Genomic DNA, 16,243 nt, shown 5'->3' with positions numbered 1-16,243 from the left:
CGATCTTATCCGAATACCTGAGACCACTTTTAGGGATCATGGTCTTTGGTCGAGGATTTCCAATGGCGTACAGGAACTGGCTGACAGCGGGCGCGCTCTGCGTCATCGTTGCGGTAGCCGCAGGCGCTTACTTCTATTCCGGGCAGCCGACCGCATCCCAGCAGACGATCGCCGGCGGTCAGGCGATGATCCTTCCCGTCGATCCGACACCCTTGGTCGTGGCGACGAAAGGGGGCGATAAATCCTTTTCGATCGAAGTCGCCGACACCGACTCGGAACGCGAGGCCGGCCTGATGTATCGCCAGGATATGGCCGACAATCATGGCATGCTGTTCGTCTTCGAGATGCAGAAGCAGGTCGGCTTCTGGATGCACAACACGCCGATGCCGCTCGACCTGATCTTTGTTGGACAGGACGGCAAGGTGCGGGCCGTCAAGCACGGCACTCCATTGTCCGATGCAGTCATCTCGCCGGGTGTGCCAGTGCGCTTCGTGCTGGAGCTCAAGGCCGGCACCGCCGCCAAAAACGGCATCGACCATGGCGATCTGCTGCGCCATCCGGCCGTCGGCACGGTGTCCGGCCCCGGCATGCCGCCATCGGACAAGGGCAACGCGCCCACGCCCGGCGCCGGCTGAGCCGCTCCCGATGCAATTCTTCTCCCATGACGGGTTCGACTTCGCCTTCCTCGACCGCCGGCCGGCGTTGGGGGCGGGCGATCCGGTGCTGATGATCCACGGCTTTGCCTCCAGCCACTATGTCAACTGGGTATCGCCCGGCTGGTTCAAGACGCTGAACGATGCCGGCTATCGCGCCATCGCCTTCGACAATCGCGGCCACGGCTCGTCGTCGAAAAGCTATGACGAGGCCGACTACACCCCGGCCAAAATGGCTTCGGACGCGGCGGCCCTGCTCGACCATCTCGGCATCGGCCGCGCGCATGTCATGGGCTATTCGATGGGCGCGCGCATCGCGGCGTTCCTGGCACTGTCGGATCCCGACAAGGTGGCGACGCTGGTCTTCGGCGGGCTCGGGATCGGCATGGTCGACGGCGTCGGCGACTGGGATCCGATCGCCGAGGCGCTGCTGGCCAACGATCCGGCCGCCACCAGCCATCCGCGCGGTCGCTCGTTTCGCGCCTTTGCCGATCAGACGCGCAGCGACCGCCGCGCGCTGGCCGCCTGCATCGCCACGTCGCGCGAACTGCTCAGCGAAGACGACATGACGCGCATCGCCCAACCAACGCTGATTGCGGTCGGGACGACAGACGATATTGGCGGCTCGCCCGACGAGCTCGCCGCGCTGATGCCGAACGCCAAGGTGTTTCACATAGACGGCCGCGACCATATGCTGGCTGTGGGCGACAAGACCTTCAAGCAGCGGGTTTTGGAGTTTTATGCCGAAAATCCGCTTTAACCGGTAAGCGATTTTCGGGCGATATGGATTGGGCGGCCGGCGAGGGGTGGCAAACAATGGCACAATGGGGAAGAAGCGCCGACGCTCTGCCGGGCGCCGTCGTGACAAGCAAGTTCGGCAAGCGTTCCGTCATCCTGGCGCTGCTCGCCTTCGGTGCCGGTGTGATGGCGCTGACCACAATGGTGGCGCTTCCGACCCACGCATCCGAGCGTGCCCAGAACATCGCCACGGGTTTCTTCATGGCGGTTTTCCTGCTGGCAGGGCCGTTGGCGCATATTGCCGGATTGATTTTCGGGCTGATGGCGCTGGTGCGTTCGAACGATAGCCGCGTGCTTGGGGTCGTCGGCATCCTGCTCAACGGCGGCTCCCTGGCGGTTGGCTTCCTCCTGCTTGTGGCAATGGCATCGACGATAGGCGCTTTCACCTGATCGGGGACGAGTAATGGCCGGATGGGGAAGAAGCACGATAGCAATGCCCGGCGTGGTGGGGCGGAGCAGCTTCGGCAAACGCTCGGTGATCCTGGCCCTGCTGGCGTTCGCAATGGATTTTGCGGCGGTGGTCACGCTGGCGTTGATGCCAGGCGAGGCGTCGCTGGCCGCTCAAAACGTCCTCGGCGGGGTTTTTCTGCTGGTGTTTCTCGTTGCGGCGCCGCTGGCGCACATCACCGGCGTGGTTTTTGGCTTGATGGCACTGGGACGTTCAAACGACAATCATGTCCTCGGCATCGTCGGTATCCTCCTCAACGGGCTGTCGTTGGTGATCGGCCTGTTCTTTGTTTGGGCGGCGACCAAGTCCGTTGGCGCCTTCAGGTGATCGATCTTCGTCTGGCTTGCAGCCGGAGGCGGTGCCGCTTTGGTTGATCTTCTCGTCACCTACATGGAGATGCGCCCGCGCGATTTGGCGCCTGCACGCGTCAGCCCTGCAGCAGCGACCACGGTGGCGCCGGAAAGGCTGGACTGCGCCGCTTACATCGACCTCTACCGCGCTGTCGGCGAGCCGGTGCAGTGGGACCACCGGCTGCGCATGCCGGCGGAAGACCTCGAGCGCCTGCTGGCGCTGCCCTCGACACATATCCATGTGCTGCGCGTCGAGGGCGAGGCCGCTGGTCTGTGCGAATTCAACGGCGTCGGCCAACCTGAGGTCGAGCTGGTTCATTTCGGGCTGGTTCCCGCCTTCCAGGGTCGCAGGCTCGGCCCGTTCCTGCTCGACCAGGCGCTTCGCGCCATCTGGTCGCGGGCGCCGCAAAGGGTCTGGCTTCATAACGACACATACGACCATCCGGCCGCGCAATCGGTCTACAGGCGCGCCGGTTTCAAAGCCTATGCGCAGCGCATGGAGACATTTCCGGATTAGGATTTGAGCGTTTCTAGAGACCGCGCCAGGTTTTGCCTGGCCTGGGGCTCGAACCTGTGGCGGAATTCCTGCGTGTGAAAAATATGCTGGCGCGCGAGGAAAGTCTTGAGAATCGCGCCGCGGCCGGCGCGCCACATAGGCTCCTCGACCCAGCCATATTCGCGTCGGACCGCTTGTTCATAGGCGTCGAAAGCGTCGGCTGACGCACCCAGTATCGCCAGGTCCATATCGAGGAAAAGCGCTGCGTCGCGCAGGGAGTTCTCATCGGCAAGGCCCCGTGGTTGAAGGCTGGGCAGTTCATGCGTGGCAGTGGCGACGATCATCGCCGCGATGCGGCCGAGGCGCTCCGGATCGGTGCGGGCGGCAAGTTTGTCCTGCGCAAGTGCTGCACTCCTGGCCTCGTTGTCCTTGGCGCGGCTGTCATATATGGCGTCATGGAACCAGATTGCGGCTTCGACGGCGCCGGAATCATGCAGCGATGCTCGATATTCGTCCGCCAGCGCCAGCAACGCCTCGATATGGGCGAGGTTGTGATAGTGGCGATCCGGAGCTTGATAGAGCGCGGAGAGCGCGCGTTTCAGCGGAGCGTCGATCAAGGGTTCGTTTTCCATGGCGGCTTGAATTTCCGTGAACCAAATCCATTTCACCGAGCACTAAGGAAAATTGAGTTCAATCGTGCTATGATCTGGCTTATATGTGCCGCCGGAGAATAGGCAAGCGGCCAGGACGCAGGACAAGACGTCGATGAACAGCATCAGCATTTCCCGCCCCACAATGGTCCAGCCGGTCGATCCGATCTGGCGTTCGGTCCGCGACGAGGCGATGGAAGCGGTCAACCGCGACCCGCTTCTGGCGGCGTTCCTCTATTCGACCATCCTCAACCAGGAGAGCCTGGAGGAAGCTGTCATCCATCGGCTCGCCGAGCGGCTTGCACATCAAGACATCGGTTCCGACCTCATCCGCCAGACCTTCAAGTCGATGCTGGCCGACGACAAGGAATGGTCGTCGATCGTGCGTGTCGACATCCAGGCCTATTACGACCGCGATCCGGCCTGCGACCGCTTCATCATGCCAGTGCTCTATTTCAAGGGTTTCCATGCCATCCAGACGCACAGGCTGGCCCATTGGCTGTGGAATCAGGGCCGCAAGGATTTCGCCCTCTATCTGCAGAGCCGCTCGTCTTCGGTGTTCCAGACCGACATCAACCCGGCCGCCCGCATCGGCAAGGGCATCTTCATCGACCACGCCACCGGCCTCGTCGTCGGCGAGACGGCGGTGATCGAGGACGATGTGTCGATCCTGCATGGCGTGACGCTGGGCGGCACCGGCAAAGCCGGCGGCGACCGTCACCCCAAGATCCGTTACGGCGTACTGATCGGCGCCGGCGCCAAGATTCTCGGCAATATCGAGATCGGCCATTGCTCGAAGATCGCGGCAGGCTCGGTCGTGCTGTCGCCGGTGCCGCACAACAAGACGGTTGCCGGCGTACCGGCCCGCGTCGTCGGCGAGACCGGCTGCGACCAGCCTTCGCGCCAGATGGACCAGCTTTTGCCGTCGCAATCGATGGACCAGGTCGTCAGCTTCGACATCTGATTTGCAACACCCGGCGCGCCGGACTGAAGTCCGGTTGCCGGCGCCGTTGCCTCTGGAGCATGATGCCGAAAAGTGTGAGGCGGTTTTCGGACGACATCATGCTCTACCTCCTTGATTTAGAGGCGGATTCGGATTCGACCTGAAATCATCCGGCCCCAGGGTTCGCGTTCTATCCAGCCGGCTTGCCTTTACATCGCCATTGTCGACGTGCCAGAAGCGCGTTCCAACGAGCAAGCCCGACGATCGGAGAAGACTTTTGAAGCCGGACGAAATCAGAAAGCTGGACGCCTATTTCAAGCGCGTCTTCCAGAATCCCAAACTCGAGGTGAAGGCGCGGCCGCGCAAGGAAGATTCGGCCGAGGTCTATGTCGGCGACGAGTTCCTCGGCATCGTCTTCAAGGACGAGGACGACGGCGACTATAATTTCTCGATGGCGATCCTCGACATCGATCTGGCCTGATCGCGGAACTGGGGATCGGAGTTGCCTATCTCCAACGAAGTGGGGAGATGAAGAGCAAGCCTCGGCGATCCTTCCCACCCCCCTCTGTCCTGCCGGACATCTCCCCCGCAAGGGGGGAGATCGGCAGTTCCTCGGCTCTTCTTCTGCAACCTCGATAATTGGCGAAAGCAGTGATGGGGGCGTAATCTCCCCCCTTGCGGGGGAGATGTCCGGCAGGACAGAGGGGGGTGCTGTCCCGCCAACGTTCGTAAACTTCTGCGCCGCTTCGCTTCGCCCGAACAGAGGCAGGCTAGCGCCCCGTCTTCAGGACGCGCGTGGCCTCGGCGACGATAGCGGCGTCAAGCGCCGGCCAGTGGCCCAGCAACTCCCGGGGAAAGCGGTAGGTCAGGCTGAGGCTGTCGCCGACCTGGATGTCGCGCTCGCAGGGCGCCAGCGATTCCTCAGCGCTCGGTCCGCTCAGGCAGCGGGCGACGAACGGGTCCTTGCCGGGCCGGCCGGCGACCGCAAGCACCTCGTTGAGATAGCCTGATTTTTCCGTAAAACCGTAAATCGTCGTGCCGCCGGGGCCGGGCACGCCGGGCTGGCTGATGAGCGCGCTGTAGATCGGTGCGAAACGGCCGCTCATGTCGCGCGACATCATCTGCGGCTCGAACGACAGGAAGATGATGTTTTTGGCGGCCCCCGTGTGGTTGAAATCGTCGCGGGCGGCTTCGCTGTAGCCGTCCATTTCGGGATAGCGCAGATAGAGGTCGAGCCGCGAAGCGATGCCGTCGCGGCGCGCCTGCAGGAAGCGGATGGCGTTGGCCGGTACGGCAATGACATTGTTGCCGATCACCACCTTGTGGACTGTGGTGTCGTCGGTGTAGCCGGCCATGGAGATCGAGCGGCCGAACCATTTTCCGCCAAGGCTGATCGCCAGCGACAGCAGCGCCAGTGCGGCAAAGGCATAGAACACCCGCTTCATCAGCACGGAATCGACGACGTTGAACTCTTCGGCGGTCGCTGCCTGCTTCATCGCAATCCCCATAGTCGCCGCCGTCTGTCCCTGGGCGGCACACATGCCGCGGCATGGCTCTTGCTGCGCTGGACGCGACTGTGCGATTTCATGGTAAACGGAAGGTAAAGATGAGCCTGCTGCTACCCGTTCTCTTCGCTTTTGCCGTCGGGCTCACCGCCTGCGGGCTCGCTGGGTCCGTGATGGAACTGGCGGCGGGCCGCCGGCTTGCCTTTGCCGAGCCTTATGTGTCGCCGGCGTACATCCTGCGCTCGCTGGCCACGACCGCTTGCGCCGGGCCGTTCATGCTCGCCAACGATGCGCTCGATGCGCGGCGCGAAGGCCGCATTTCCACGCTCATGCTGATGTCCTGCGGCTGCACGGTGATCGCCTGGGCGCTGGTGCTGGGCATCGTGCTGATCGCCATTGCCTCCTGGGGCATCAGCTCTCCTGGTGCGCTTCAGCTTTTGGTGGAATCGCTGGCGCGGTATTTGCCTTGAGGCAATTGCGGGAGAAAACCGGCACGCGGTTTTCCTCGGATTGTTCTAGGGTTTGTCCCGGCCTGCGACGAATCGGAGACTGCAAATGCCGACCTATGCAATCGACGGAAAATCGCCCCGTTTCGAGGATGCCGACAGCAACTGGATCGCGCCCGATGCGACCTTGATCGGCGACATCAGCGTCGGTCGCAATGCCGGCTTCTGGTTTGGCGCAGTCATCCGCGGTGACAATGAGCCGATCGTCATCGGCGCCGACAGCAATGTCCAGGAACACACGGTGATGCACACCGATCCCGGTTTTCCCCTGACGATCGGGCAGGGTTGCACGATCGGCCACCGCGCCTTGCTGCATGGCTGCACGATCGGCGACAACAGCCTGATCGGCATGGGCGCCATCGTGCTCAACGGCGCCAGGATCGGCAGGAATTGCCTGGTCGGCGCCGGCGCACTGGTCACCGAAGGCAAGGAGTTCCCCGACAATTGCCTGATCGTCGGCTCGCCCGGGCGGGTGATCAGGACGCTGGACGATGCCGCTGTCGCCAGGCTGCGCGCCTCGGCCGCGCACTATGTCGCCAACGGCAAGCGCTTCAAGGCCGGGCTGAAGAAGGCCTGAACTCTATTCCTGTTTGGCGATGATCTTTTCCGAACGGCGGGTCAGCGCAGCAAAAACCGGTTCTCACTTTTCGCTGCCGCGGTCCTTCGGTTCGGGATCATGGTCTGAAATGGTGGAGCCGGCCCGGGGACGGGGCCGGCTCCTTAAAACCCGATCGTTGGGGACGGGGAGGGTGGGGACTCGACCGGGCTTTCTCGTTAGGCACGTCGCATTATTCGATGTGCTTGACCTCTGTGATGGCGTCCTAGCGGACGCTGGCAACCGCGTCGGCGCGGCCGTCGTTGATCGTCACCCACACGCCGGAATTCTGGTCGGACTGGCGCTTCAGGTATGTATAGTCGGTGTCGGTCCAGGACAGCACCTTGGACTCCAGATTGTCGAGGATGAACTCGCCGAGGCTGGTGCGCACGGTCAGCACCGCGTGGCCGTCGCCATTTTGTTGGCGCGCCACGGTCATCAAGAGATTGCCGGCGGGAACGCCGAGCGCCATCAATTCGCGGCGCTTCTCCAGCGCATAGTCCTCGCAGTCGCCGAAGCCGCTGTCGGGATAGGACCAGACCTCTTCCTTACCCCACATTTCCATATCGGTGCGCGGCACGATCCGGGTGTTGACCGAATTGTTGACGTCGACGATCGCCGCCCACAGCTTGCGGGTCAGTTCGACCGGTGCCTGCTTCGGCGTGCGCTGAGCGCACTCCTGCGGCAGCTTCTGGCAGAATTCGTAGTGACCGACCGGCTGTGTCGTGCGGCCGCCAGTGTGCATGTAGGCCGGTCCTGCTGCTTGCGCCGTTCCCCAAGCGGAAAGCTGCATCGCCATTGCCAAGAGCAACAGCTTGCCCCAAATCTTCGCCATTGGTCAGTCTCCCCGTTTGAGGAGACAATGACAGCGCTGGATTTATTTGACGCAAAAACCCGAAGTAGACATTGAGTAAAAGCTCAATAGAATACGCGTAAAATTTAACCTATTTTAATATAAAATCGTTCAGATCTCGGCGTAAAACCGCGATGTCGGGGCGCGGATTTCCGGGTGGAGCCGTGGATTTGCTGCGTGCCGCTACAAGCTGGAGAGGCAGGCGGAACGCCGGCAACAAAAAACCGGCCGCGCAGGGCCGGTTCGTTTTTGCTGCCTGTTGCCGATCGTTCAGGCGCGCGGGGCGTTGAACTCGGAATCGAGCGTTTCGGGGCGCTGGATGACGGCGAATTCGATGGCGACGCCATCCTCGAAATGACGCACCACCTGGCCACGCATGGTGCCCAGCATCACCTGGATGCCGAGCGCCGGCTTGACGTCGATCTCGACCGCCGCGCCCGACAGCGACAGGTCGATGATGCGGCACTGATACTGGCGCCCGTCGGTGAGCTGCAGGACGCTTGTCGGGTTGCGCGGCGCTACGCGTTCGTGGCGACGGTCTTCCGGCAGGTCGAGTTCATGCTTGTTGGCGAGCCAGGTCAACTGCGCGGCAAGCTTGTCCTTCTTGCGATCCGAAGCAATGACGGTCATGGCAAAGCCGTCCTGCGAAGTGCGCGTCACCACGCCCTCGATGCGGCCGATATGATCGATATAGGCAATGATTTTTTCGCCCGGCATGCCGACGCGCTCGGTGCGCAACGCGACATTGCCCGGTGACATATCGACGACCTGGCAAGGGTGTTCGGTGCGGTCCTCCAGCATGAAGCGCCCGTAGATCTTGACCCGGACGCGCTGAAAGTTACGCCTTTCGGCGCGGGACGGCGCGTATTCGACCGCCGCTGACCTCATGACTGCCTACACCCCGTTGGCATTCCCGCGTCGTGCGTGGAATCTCGGCCAAAACTACAGCCAAGCAGGTTAACAAAGGAGAAAAGTGGGTCGCCGATAGTTAAGATTAGCGCCGGCTTGGAGACTATTGCTCGCGCCCGCCGTCGAACACGACGAGGTGGCGGATACGGCGCGACCGACCGAGCGCCGGGATGGTCTCCGGCGCTTCGAGTTCGGGAGCCAACGACGGAACGGATATTTCCGGCCGGTTTTTCAGGAACATCGGTTCCTTGTCGGGATCGATGACCCGGATGGCGTCGATCAGCGCGTCGGTGATCGGGTCGGCGCCCAGCCAGAACGGCTTTTCCACGGCGCTGATGACGCCGAGGCAGCGCGGGTTCTCGACGCCGCCGTCGAGCGGCAGCGCAAGCAACTCGAAGTGGTTGGACCGGCCGCTGCGGCTGAACCCCTCATAAGTGATCAGCACCACGGATTTCTGCTCGAAAACGCTGTGAATGAGGCGCGACACCAGCCGCTGGTCCTTCTCGCGCCATAGCGAGGGGAACGAAAACCCCTTGAGCTCGCGGCCGTAGCCGGCGCAAAGCCTGGTGCCGGCAAGCCGGAACACCGCTTCGCCGCGCGTATCCCTTTCCAGGATGAAGGTGTCGGCCAAAAGCGCCTTGATATCGGCCGGTTCGACTTCCGAACGCTTTGGGGCAGGACGTCCATGACGCAGGCGATTCCAATAATGGAACAGCGCGATTGATCCGTTCTGGTTCATGCTATGAAACTCCGCGCATTCTGCCGTCTGATGGTCCCATCGGTGAACAGAAAGGGCGCCCTCCGATGACCTACATGCGTTCCGGAGCAGGATGCGTGCCAGCGTCGTTAAGACTTGTTCACGGGTCGGGGACGTTAAGGTTAACAAGTGGTTTACGTTGCGCGCACAGGCTCGCCATGGCACACCAAAACCACTCCAGAAGCGGTCGTTTCGCGACGACCAACAGCACTTCGGTCAATAGTTTTAGGGGAGCAGGGGGCTCGACCAGCCGTTCAAGGGAAACCTTGGACGGCTTCTTTTTGATTCGCGGTTTGTGATTCGCGCTTTGTGATTCGTAGTTTGTGATTTGTCCGGGCATGGCCTAGATGCTCGCGACACGCAAATCCCTGGATCAGAGCATATGAGCGAACCGGCCGGCCCCCTGGAGACCGAACAGACCGCGGAGGCGCCGCCGCCGCGCCGCGAGCCGGTGTTCAACCTGCCACCGGTGGTGCTGGCGGTGATCGGCATCTGCGTCGCCGTCTTCCTGCTGCAGCAATATGTGCTGACCGAAGAGCAGCAGATAACATTGCTCACCGATGGCGCCTTCATTCCGGTCCTCTATACCGGCCAATACGGTTTCGACTGGTTCCTCTTCACCCGTCCTTTCACCTATGCCTTCATGCATGGCGGCGTTGCCCACATTGCCATCAACATGGTTGCGCTGGCCGCCTTCGGGTCGCCGCTGGCCAACCGTCTCGGCTGGTTCTGGTTCGCCTTGTTTTTCGCCGCCACCGGGCTGGCCGCGGTGGTGCTGTTCTGGGCGGTCCATCCATACGGCGAAGCACCGCTGGTCGGCGCTTCCGGGGCGATATCGGGCATGATGGGTGCGGCGGCTCGCTTCGGGTTCCGTACCGACCGCTCCTCCGGCAGGGCGGCCTTTGCCGGTCCCGTGCTGCCGATCGCAATCGTTTTGCGCATGCGCGGCGTCGTCAATTTTCTCGGCGCCTGGATGGTCATCAATCTCGCCACCGGCCTTTACGGTCTCGGGCTCGGAGAGCCCGGCCAGATCGCCTGGGAAGCGCACATTGGCGGCCTCGTCGCAGGCTTCTTCGGGTTGCGCTGGTTCGACCGGCGCTGGCGGGGGCCTGAATGGGAGATCCCCGACGACCAGCGCACCCCCGACTAGCGCACTCTATTGGCGCACCCCACTGGCACACCCCACTGGCACACTTGAAAAGCAACCGATCACGGCGCACGATGTTCACTCTTATGTGAAGCCGGTCAGGGCGGGAGCTGGCTAGCCAAGCAGGAGGAGGAGGACGCCATGACGGTTAAGGCAATTCTCGAGAGAAAAGGCCATGACGTGTTCACGCTCGGGCCGAACGTAAAGCTCAGCGAAGCCATTCGAATCCTGGCCGACCACAAGATCGGTGCACTGGTCATCACCAATGGCGATCGCAAGATCGTCGGCATCCTTTCCGAGCGTGACATCGTGCGGGTCGTCGCCAGGGAAGGCGCTGCCGCACTTGATATAACGGTACGCTCGGCGATGACGCCGAAAGTGAAGATCTGCAACGAGAACCACACGGTCAACGAGGTGATGGAGATCATGACCAAAGGCCGTTTCCGCCATCTGCCGGTGGAAAAGGACGGGCTGCTCGACGGTATCGTGTCGATCGGCGACGTGGTCAAGCGCCGCATCGAGGATGTCGAGCGCGAGGCCGACGAGATCAGGGCCTACATCGCAACAGCCTAACCTGACGAAGAAACCGCCGACCGGGAATGCCGGCCGGCGGCGTTCATTCTATTGGTTGTAGAGCGGCCGAAAGGGGCTGAAAAGGCCAACCCGCTGCTCTGCGCTGCTTTGGGCGCTTGTCTCGCGAAGCGGTTTGCACTAGCGAAGACCGATTACCCAAATCACGAAAATCGCAGTTTTCGCGAGCCAAAAGCGCAGGCCACCATGACCCTTATCGATACCCGCACGCCCGACGCCAAACGTTTTATCCCCGGCGCCACCGGCGATTGGGAGATCATCATCGGCCTCGAGGTTCACGCGCAGGTGACCTCGGAAGCAAAGCTGTTTTCCGGGGCGTCGACGACTTTCGGCGCGGCGCCCAACGCCAATGTCAGTCTGGTCGACGCGGCCATGCCCGGCATGCTGCCGGTCATCAATGAGGAATGCGTCAAGCAGGCGATCCGCACCGGCCTCGGATTGAAGGCGCAGATCAACCACAAGTCGGTGTTCGACCGGAAAAACTATTTCTATCCCGACCTGCCGCAGGGTTACCAGATATCGCAGTTCAAGCAGCCGATCGTCGGCGAAGGCACGATCGTCATTTCGGTCGGTCCCGACCGGCAGGGCGAGTTCGAGGACATCGAGATCGGCATCGAGCGCCTGCACCTGGAGCAGGACGCCGGCAAGTCGATGCACGACCAGCATCCGACCATGTCCTATGTCGATCTCAACCGCTCCGGCGTAGCGCTGATGGAGATTGTCTCCAAGCCCGACATGCGCTCCGCCGACGAGGCCAAGGCGTATGTCACCAAGCTGCGCACCATCGTGCGCTATCTCGGCACTTGCGACGGCAACATGGACGAAGGTTCGATGCGCGCCGACGTCAACGTCTCCGTTCGCAAGCCCGGCGGCGAATTCGGTACGCGCTGTGAGATCAAGAACGTCAACTCGATCCGCTTCATCGGCCAGGCCATCGAGTTCGAGGCGCGCCGCCAGATCGCCATCCTCGAGGATGGCGGCAAGATCGACCAGGAGACCAGGCTGTTCGACGCCGTCAAAGGCGAGACGCGCTCGATGCGCAGCAAGGAAGAGGCGCATGACTACCGCTACTTCCCCGATCCCGACCTTTTGCCGCTGGAATTCGATCAGGCCTATGTCGACGCGCTGGCCAAGGAGTTGCCGGAACTGCCCGACGACAAGAAGGCGCGCCTGATCTCTTCACTTGGCCTGTCGACCTACGACGCCTCGATCCTGGTGTCGGAAAAGCCGATCGCCGACTATTTCGAGCAGGTGGCCTCGGGCCGCGACGGCAAGCTTGCCGCCAACTGGGTCATCAATGACCTGCTCGGCCAGCTTAACAAGGCCGGCAAGGACATTGAAAATGCTCCTGTAACACCGGAGCAGCTCGGTGCCGTGATCGACCTGATCAAGGAAGGCACCATCTCCGGCAAGATCGCCAAGGATCTGTTCGAGATTGTTTGGAACGAGGGCGGCGATCCGCGCCAGCTGGTCGAAAGCCGCGGCATGAAGCAGGTCACGGACACCGGCGCCATCGAGAAGGCGGTCGACGAAGTCATCGCCGCCAACCCCGACAAGGTCGAGCAGGCTCGCGCCAAGCCGACCATGGCCGGCTGGTTCGTCGGCCAGGTGATGAAAGCCACCGGCGGCAAGGCCAACCCGCAGGCGGTCAACGATCTGGTCAAGGCCAAGCTCGGTATCGAATAGAACAATGTTCGTCCGCACCGCCAGCGAACGTGACCTTGCCGCTGTCCGCGCGCTGCTGGTCGAAACCTGGCACGCAACCTACGACACGATCTATGGCGCCCAGCGGGTGATCGAAATTACCGACGACTGGCATTCGATCGCCTCGCTCAAGGCGCGGCTGACAAGGCCGAACTCGGAATTCCTGGTCGCCGATGACGGCAAGCGTATCGGCGGCATGGCTTTTGCCGCCGCAACGACGGATGCGAAGATCGTGCTGCTGAACCAGCTCTATGTACTGCCGGCCTGCCAGCGTCAAGGCATCGGCCAGGCCTTGCTGGACGAGGTCGAAGCCAGCTTTCCCGAGGCGAACAGGTTGCGGGTCGAGGTGGAAGAGGCCAACGTGCCGGCCATCGCCTTCTACCGTTCGAAGGGATTTTTGCCGGTCGGCAGCACAGCCGATTGCGGCGGCGGTTCGGGGTTGCCGGCGCTGATCTTCGAGAAGCCGCTGGGATAGGCGTCCGACGAAACGTTCAGTGCTGTCCCTTCAGCACGACCAAATAGCCGCGTTCCACCGGCTGCCGGAAGGCGATCTGTTCGGATGTGCCCGGATCTTTCGATTGCTTTTCGATGACGTAGCCACCGGGATGAGACTTGAGCCATTCCTCAGGCTTGTCGGCGTTCTCGAATGGCTTCTCTATTCGCCCAAGGAAACCGACCTCGCCCTGATAGTCGAATGCAACGGCCCAGTCCGCGTCCTTTCGTTCGTCGATGAAGCTCGCCAGCGGCGCGAGATCGTAGCGTTTGAACACGGTTGCCGAGGCGGCGGCGTGGCCGACGGCGAAAAGGGCAAGCATGACAAAGGCCGTAGCCCTCAGCCTGGCGACTGAAATCTCGGCCATGAAGTAGCCCAGCAGAATGGTCGCGAACGGTAGTGCCGGCACGACATAGTGCGGCTGCTTGCCGGATATGGCGCTGAAGACCAGCAGCACCGCAATGAACGAGAACGACAGCAGGCGCAGGGCACGCAGATCCGGGGATTTCGTGTCGATCAGGCTGCGTATCCGGGCAGCCGGCTTCAGCCGCCACACCGGGGGGATAAAGGCCCAGGGCACGAACATGAGCGGCAACAGCATCAGGTAAAAGTAAAACGGCCGGCCATGCGAATTGTGCAGGCTTCCGGTAACCCGACCTGCCGACTGGTTCCAGACGAGGTCGTAGACGAAACTGCCCTTGGTCAGGATGGTCGCGGGCGCCAGCCATATGGCGACCGGGACAATGGCGGCGAGAATTGCCAGGCTGGCTCCCGCAAAGAACTGTAAAGGGGCAAGGCCGGCTCGCCGGTCACGCCAGAGGGGATAGAGCAGGACGGGCGCGCCGATGTGAATGAGCACGACCGGGCCTTTGGCCAGCACGCCGAGCCCGATGAACAGACCCGCCAGCACCGCCTGCCAGCGGTTGCCGGTCCTGGCGAAGCCCAGCAACGACAGCAGTGCGGCGACCACACAGGCCGTCAAAAGCATGTCGAACAGGATCAGGGTCGAATAGATGACAAAGACGGTGCTGCCGGCCACCAGCCAGGGGATGCGGTTGGCGATGTCCTGGCGCTCGGGAAACAGGGTTTTGGCCAGAAGCGTGGTCAGCCAGATGACCAGCGACGAGGCGGCGAAGATGACGAGCATCGCCGCCGCGCGGCTCACACCGAAGATGTTCCAGACGACATCGATGAGCCAGAACAACAGCGGCGGCTTCTGCAGATAGGGCGCAAAGTTCATCGTCGGTACGAAGACATGTCCACCGAGATACATCTCCCAGGCGACGCTGAGATAGCGCGTCTCATCGACCGGCAGTAGCGGACGGAAAGCGAGCGCGATGCAAAGCAGGGCCAGCAGGAAGAGGTAAGGCAGCAGCCGTTCAATTCGTGTCGGTATCAAGTTCGGGGACCGCCCAGGAAATGGTTTCCACGTCCGGTCGTGCACGATGCACCGTCTCCGGACCGGAGCAGAACCGCACCATGATTTTGGCCGAATTGCAACGATGCCGGCTTGGTATTGTGGATTACGCCTGCGTACCGGCAAATAGTTGAAAAATTTGACGATTGGCTCCGAGTATGGCTTCAGGCCGAGCGCAGCGGCGGCGTCAATTCGCGCATCAGGAGTTCCAGCTCTCGCTGGTCGCCAGTGGCGGTCTTGTCGAAGATCGTCGCCAGCTGTGATTTGACGGTGCCGTCCGAGACGCCGCTGGCAGCCGCGATTTCACGCCGTGTCAGCCCGGCGGCGACATGGCCGGCGACACGCTTTTCCGCTGCGGTCAGTCCGAACAGCGCAGCGATCGCTTCCAGCGCCGGCACTGATGCGGCGCCGGCGGCGGCAATGAAGATGGCCGCGGCGGCGCGCGGCGACATGCGGGCCGAAATGTCGCGTCGCGCCAGAGGCATGACATGCGCCACCGCCGGAGACATGGCCTTCACCAGCGGAATGTTGATGCCGGACGGTCCGAGCGCGAATTCGTCGCGCGTGCCGAGCTGGACGGCGCGACCGATGGCGGTGTTGGCGTTGGCATAAGCGAAGGACAGCTGGCCGCGCACCGAGGACACTGAGGCGGTTTCGGTGAGCAGGGCTTCGGCTGCCGGATTGGCGAAAATGATCTGCATATCGTCGGCGACGATCAGCACCGGATGGTCGAGGCTCTCGAGGATCGAGCGAAAGACGTCGGCCTTGCGCCGCTCGGCCTCGAACAGGTCGCCGATGGTCACCGCACGCCGGACATGGGGGGCGAGCGTGGACATCAGGTCGATATCGCTGGCTGAAATCTGAGGCCTGTCCTTATCGGTAACCACCATCAGCGTGCCGGTGCGCGCCGGCTGCTTCATCAGCGCCACCCAGAAGAAATCGTCGAGACGGTTGGGTTCCACCCACTCGCGCACGATGCGGCTTTCGAGCCAGTTCTGGCGGGCGTCAGGGCCTTGCAGGGCGTAGACGCTGTCGACGGTCAACGGTATGTCGACTTCCATCTTCGGCACCGCCTTGAAAAAGGGCACCTCGCAGGCGTAATCGCGCTGCAGCGGTTCAAGCAGGACCGGATCGCCGCAGGAAGTCGAAAACCGGGCCGAGTTTCTCGCCGTATCGACGACCGCCAGCATGGCAAGCCGGCCGAGCGCCAATTTGCAGATTGATTCAAGCGTCGATGGCCAACGGCCGACATCGGCAATCGAATCGTAAATCGCTTCGACGATCTGCGGCAGGGCGCGACCGAATATGTTGGCCTGGACAGACACGTAGAGCCTCGTAAGGATTGCAGCGTAGTGGCAGGTCACACACTGTCTCCGCCTGAGGTCGCACACAACATAGCCGGCTTGGTTACGTCTGTGAAACGTCTCA

Annotated in this window: 20 protein-coding genes; 13 read left to right on the top strand and 7 right to left on the bottom strand. The window is 62.2% G+C overall.

Going from position 1 to position 16,243, the window contains the following annotated elements; genetic code table 11:
- Positions 1-62 precede the first annotated feature (62 nt).
- Genes NLY37_RS10260 through NLY37_RS10240 form a run of 5 tightly spaced genes read left to right on the top strand, consistent with a single transcriptional unit; the run spans position 63 to position 2,766 of the window.
- A complete protein-coding gene (locus tag NLY37_RS10260) occupies positions 63-635 on the top strand; it encodes a DUF192 domain-containing protein (RefSeq protein ID WP_023691205.1) in 573 nt (190 codons plus the stop codon).
- A 10-nt stretch (positions 636-645) separates the two neighbouring features.
- A complete protein-coding gene (locus NLY37_RS10255) occupies positions 646-1,413 on the top strand; it encodes an alpha/beta fold hydrolase (RefSeq protein ID WP_023741429.1) in 768 nt (255 codons plus the stop codon).
- 56 nt (positions 1,414-1,469) lie between these two features.
- Positions 1,470-1,841: a hypothetical protein gene (locus NLY37_RS10250; RefSeq protein ID WP_023741428.1), complete on the top strand. Its 372-nt coding sequence runs from the start codon at positions 1,470-1,472 to the stop codon at positions 1,839-1,841.
- Between the two features lie 43 nt (positions 1,842-1,884).
- Positions 1,885-2,226 carry a hypothetical protein gene (locus NLY37_RS10245; RefSeq protein WP_023741427.1) on the top strand — a complete coding sequence of 114 codons (342 nt, stop codon included), beginning with the start codon at positions 1,885-1,887 and terminating at the stop codon, positions 2,224-2,226.
- Positions 2,227-2,265: 39 nt separating this feature from the next.
- Entirely contained in the window at positions 2,266-2,766 is a 501-nt protein-coding gene (locus NLY37_RS10240; RefSeq protein WP_023741426.1) for a GNAT family N-acetyltransferase, read from the top strand.
- On the opposite strand, the gene NLY37_RS10235 is transcribed toward NLY37_RS10240, so the two are convergent.
- Entirely contained in the window at positions 2,763-3,377 is a 615-nt protein-coding gene (locus tag NLY37_RS10235; protein ID WP_023741425.1) for an HD domain-containing protein, read from the bottom strand. The genes NLY37_RS10240 and NLY37_RS10235 overlap by 4 nt on opposite strands.
- Positions 3,378-3,510: 133 nt before the next feature.
- Between NLY37_RS10235 and cysE the strand changes: the two genes are divergently transcribed.
- Both cysE and NLY37_RS10225 read left to right on the top strand, forming a co-directional pair.
- Positions 3,511-4,359: a serine O-acetyltransferase gene (cysE, locus tag NLY37_RS10230; protein WP_023667506.1), complete on the top strand. Its 849-nt coding sequence runs from the start codon at positions 3,511-3,513 to the stop codon at positions 4,357-4,359.
- 256 nt (positions 4,360-4,615) lie between these two features.
- Complete coding sequence (locus NLY37_RS10225) at positions 4,616-4,819, top strand: DUF3126 family protein (protein WP_006200852.1); 204 nt, start codon at positions 4,616-4,618, stop codon at positions 4,817-4,819.
- Positions 4,820-5,108: 289 nt separating this feature from the next.
- Here NLY37_RS10225 and NLY37_RS10220 read toward each other — a convergent pair whose 3' ends face one another.
- Positions 5,109-5,834 carry a hypothetical protein gene (locus NLY37_RS10220; RefSeq protein ID WP_023741424.1) on the bottom strand — a complete coding sequence of 242 codons (726 nt, stop codon included), beginning with the start codon at positions 5,832-5,834 and terminating at the stop codon, positions 5,109-5,111.
- A gap of 110 nt (positions 5,835-5,944) precedes the next feature.
- Here NLY37_RS10220 and NLY37_RS10215 point away from each other — a divergent pair, with 110 nt between their 5' ends.
- Together NLY37_RS10215 and NLY37_RS10210 are read left to right on the top strand one after the other, a co-directional pair.
- On the top strand, positions 5,945-6,313 hold the full coding sequence (locus tag NLY37_RS10215; protein WP_023741423.1) for a DUF6949 family protein: 369 nt from the start codon (positions 5,945-5,947) through the stop codon (positions 6,311-6,313).
- An 85-nt stretch (positions 6,314-6,398) separates the two neighbouring features.
- A complete protein-coding gene (locus NLY37_RS10210) occupies positions 6,399-6,926 on the top strand; it encodes a gamma carbonic anhydrase family protein (RefSeq protein WP_023741422.1) in 528 nt (175 codons plus the stop codon).
- A 244-nt stretch (positions 6,927-7,170) separates the two neighbouring features.
- On the opposite strand, the gene NLY37_RS10205 is transcribed toward NLY37_RS10210, so the two are convergent.
- From NLY37_RS10205 to NLY37_RS10195, 3 genes are all read right to left on the bottom strand, one after another.
- A complete protein-coding gene (locus tag NLY37_RS10205) occupies positions 7,171-7,779 on the bottom strand; it encodes a transglutaminase-like cysteine peptidase (protein ID WP_023681509.1) in 609 nt (202 codons plus the stop codon).
- Positions 7,780-8,067: 288 nt separating this feature from the next.
- The gene (locus NLY37_RS10200) at positions 8,068-8,685 is read right to left on the bottom strand and encodes a PilZ domain-containing protein (RefSeq protein WP_023667501.1); all 618 of its coding nucleotides are present in this window, start codon (positions 8,683-8,685) and stop codon (positions 8,068-8,070) included.
- A gap of 124 nt (positions 8,686-8,809) precedes the next feature.
- A complete protein-coding gene (locus NLY37_RS10195) occupies positions 8,810-9,445 on the bottom strand; it encodes a PAS domain-containing protein (protein ID WP_023741421.1) in 636 nt (211 codons plus the stop codon).
- Between the two features lie 400 nt (positions 9,446-9,845).
- Here NLY37_RS10195 and NLY37_RS10190 point away from each other — a divergent pair, with 400 nt between their 5' ends.
- The 4 genes from NLY37_RS10190 (at position 9,846) to NLY37_RS10175 (ending at position 13,380) form a co-directional block, all read left to right on the top strand.
- On the top strand, positions 9,846-10,613 hold the full coding sequence (locus tag NLY37_RS10190; RefSeq protein WP_023741420.1) for a rhomboid family intramembrane serine protease: 768 nt from the start codon (positions 9,846-9,848) through the stop codon (positions 10,611-10,613).
- 138 nt (positions 10,614-10,751) lie between these two features.
- Entirely contained in the window at positions 10,752-11,183 is a 432-nt protein-coding gene (locus NLY37_RS10185; RefSeq protein WP_023667498.1) for a CBS domain-containing protein, read from the top strand.
- Between the two features lie 204 nt (positions 11,184-11,387).
- Entirely contained in the window at positions 11,388-12,887 is a 1,500-nt protein-coding gene (gene gatB, locus NLY37_RS10180) for an Asp-tRNA(Asn)/Glu-tRNA(Gln) amidotransferase subunit GatB (RefSeq protein WP_023715796.1), read from the top strand.
- A gap of 4 nt (positions 12,888-12,891) precedes the next feature.
- A complete protein-coding gene (locus NLY37_RS10175; protein ID WP_023741419.1) occupies positions 12,892-13,380 on the top strand; it encodes a GNAT family N-acetyltransferase in 489 nt (162 codons plus the stop codon).
- Positions 13,381-13,396: 16 nt separating this feature from the next.
- Here the strand turns inward: NLY37_RS10175 and NLY37_RS10170 are convergent, their stop codons facing one another.
- Positions 13,397-14,797 carry an ArnT family glycosyltransferase gene (locus tag NLY37_RS10170; protein ID WP_023741418.1) on the bottom strand — a complete coding sequence of 467 codons (1,401 nt, stop codon included), beginning with the start codon at positions 14,795-14,797 and terminating at the stop codon, positions 13,397-13,399.
- 182 nt (positions 14,798-14,979) lie between these two features.
- The gene (locus tag NLY37_RS10165) at positions 14,980-16,140 is read right to left on the bottom strand and encodes a helix-turn-helix transcriptional regulator (protein WP_023741417.1); all 1,161 of its coding nucleotides are present in this window, start codon (positions 16,138-16,140) and stop codon (positions 14,980-14,982) included.
- Between the last annotated feature and the right edge of the window lie 103 nt (positions 16,141-16,243).

The organism is Mesorhizobium sp. C395A (assembly GCF_030323205.1).
Lineage (GTDB): Bacteria > Pseudomonadota > Alphaproteobacteria > Rhizobiales > Rhizobiaceae > Mesorhizobium.
Note: the sequence above shows the minus strand (reverse complement) of the source record. Positions and strands in the feature narration are given on the sequence as shown.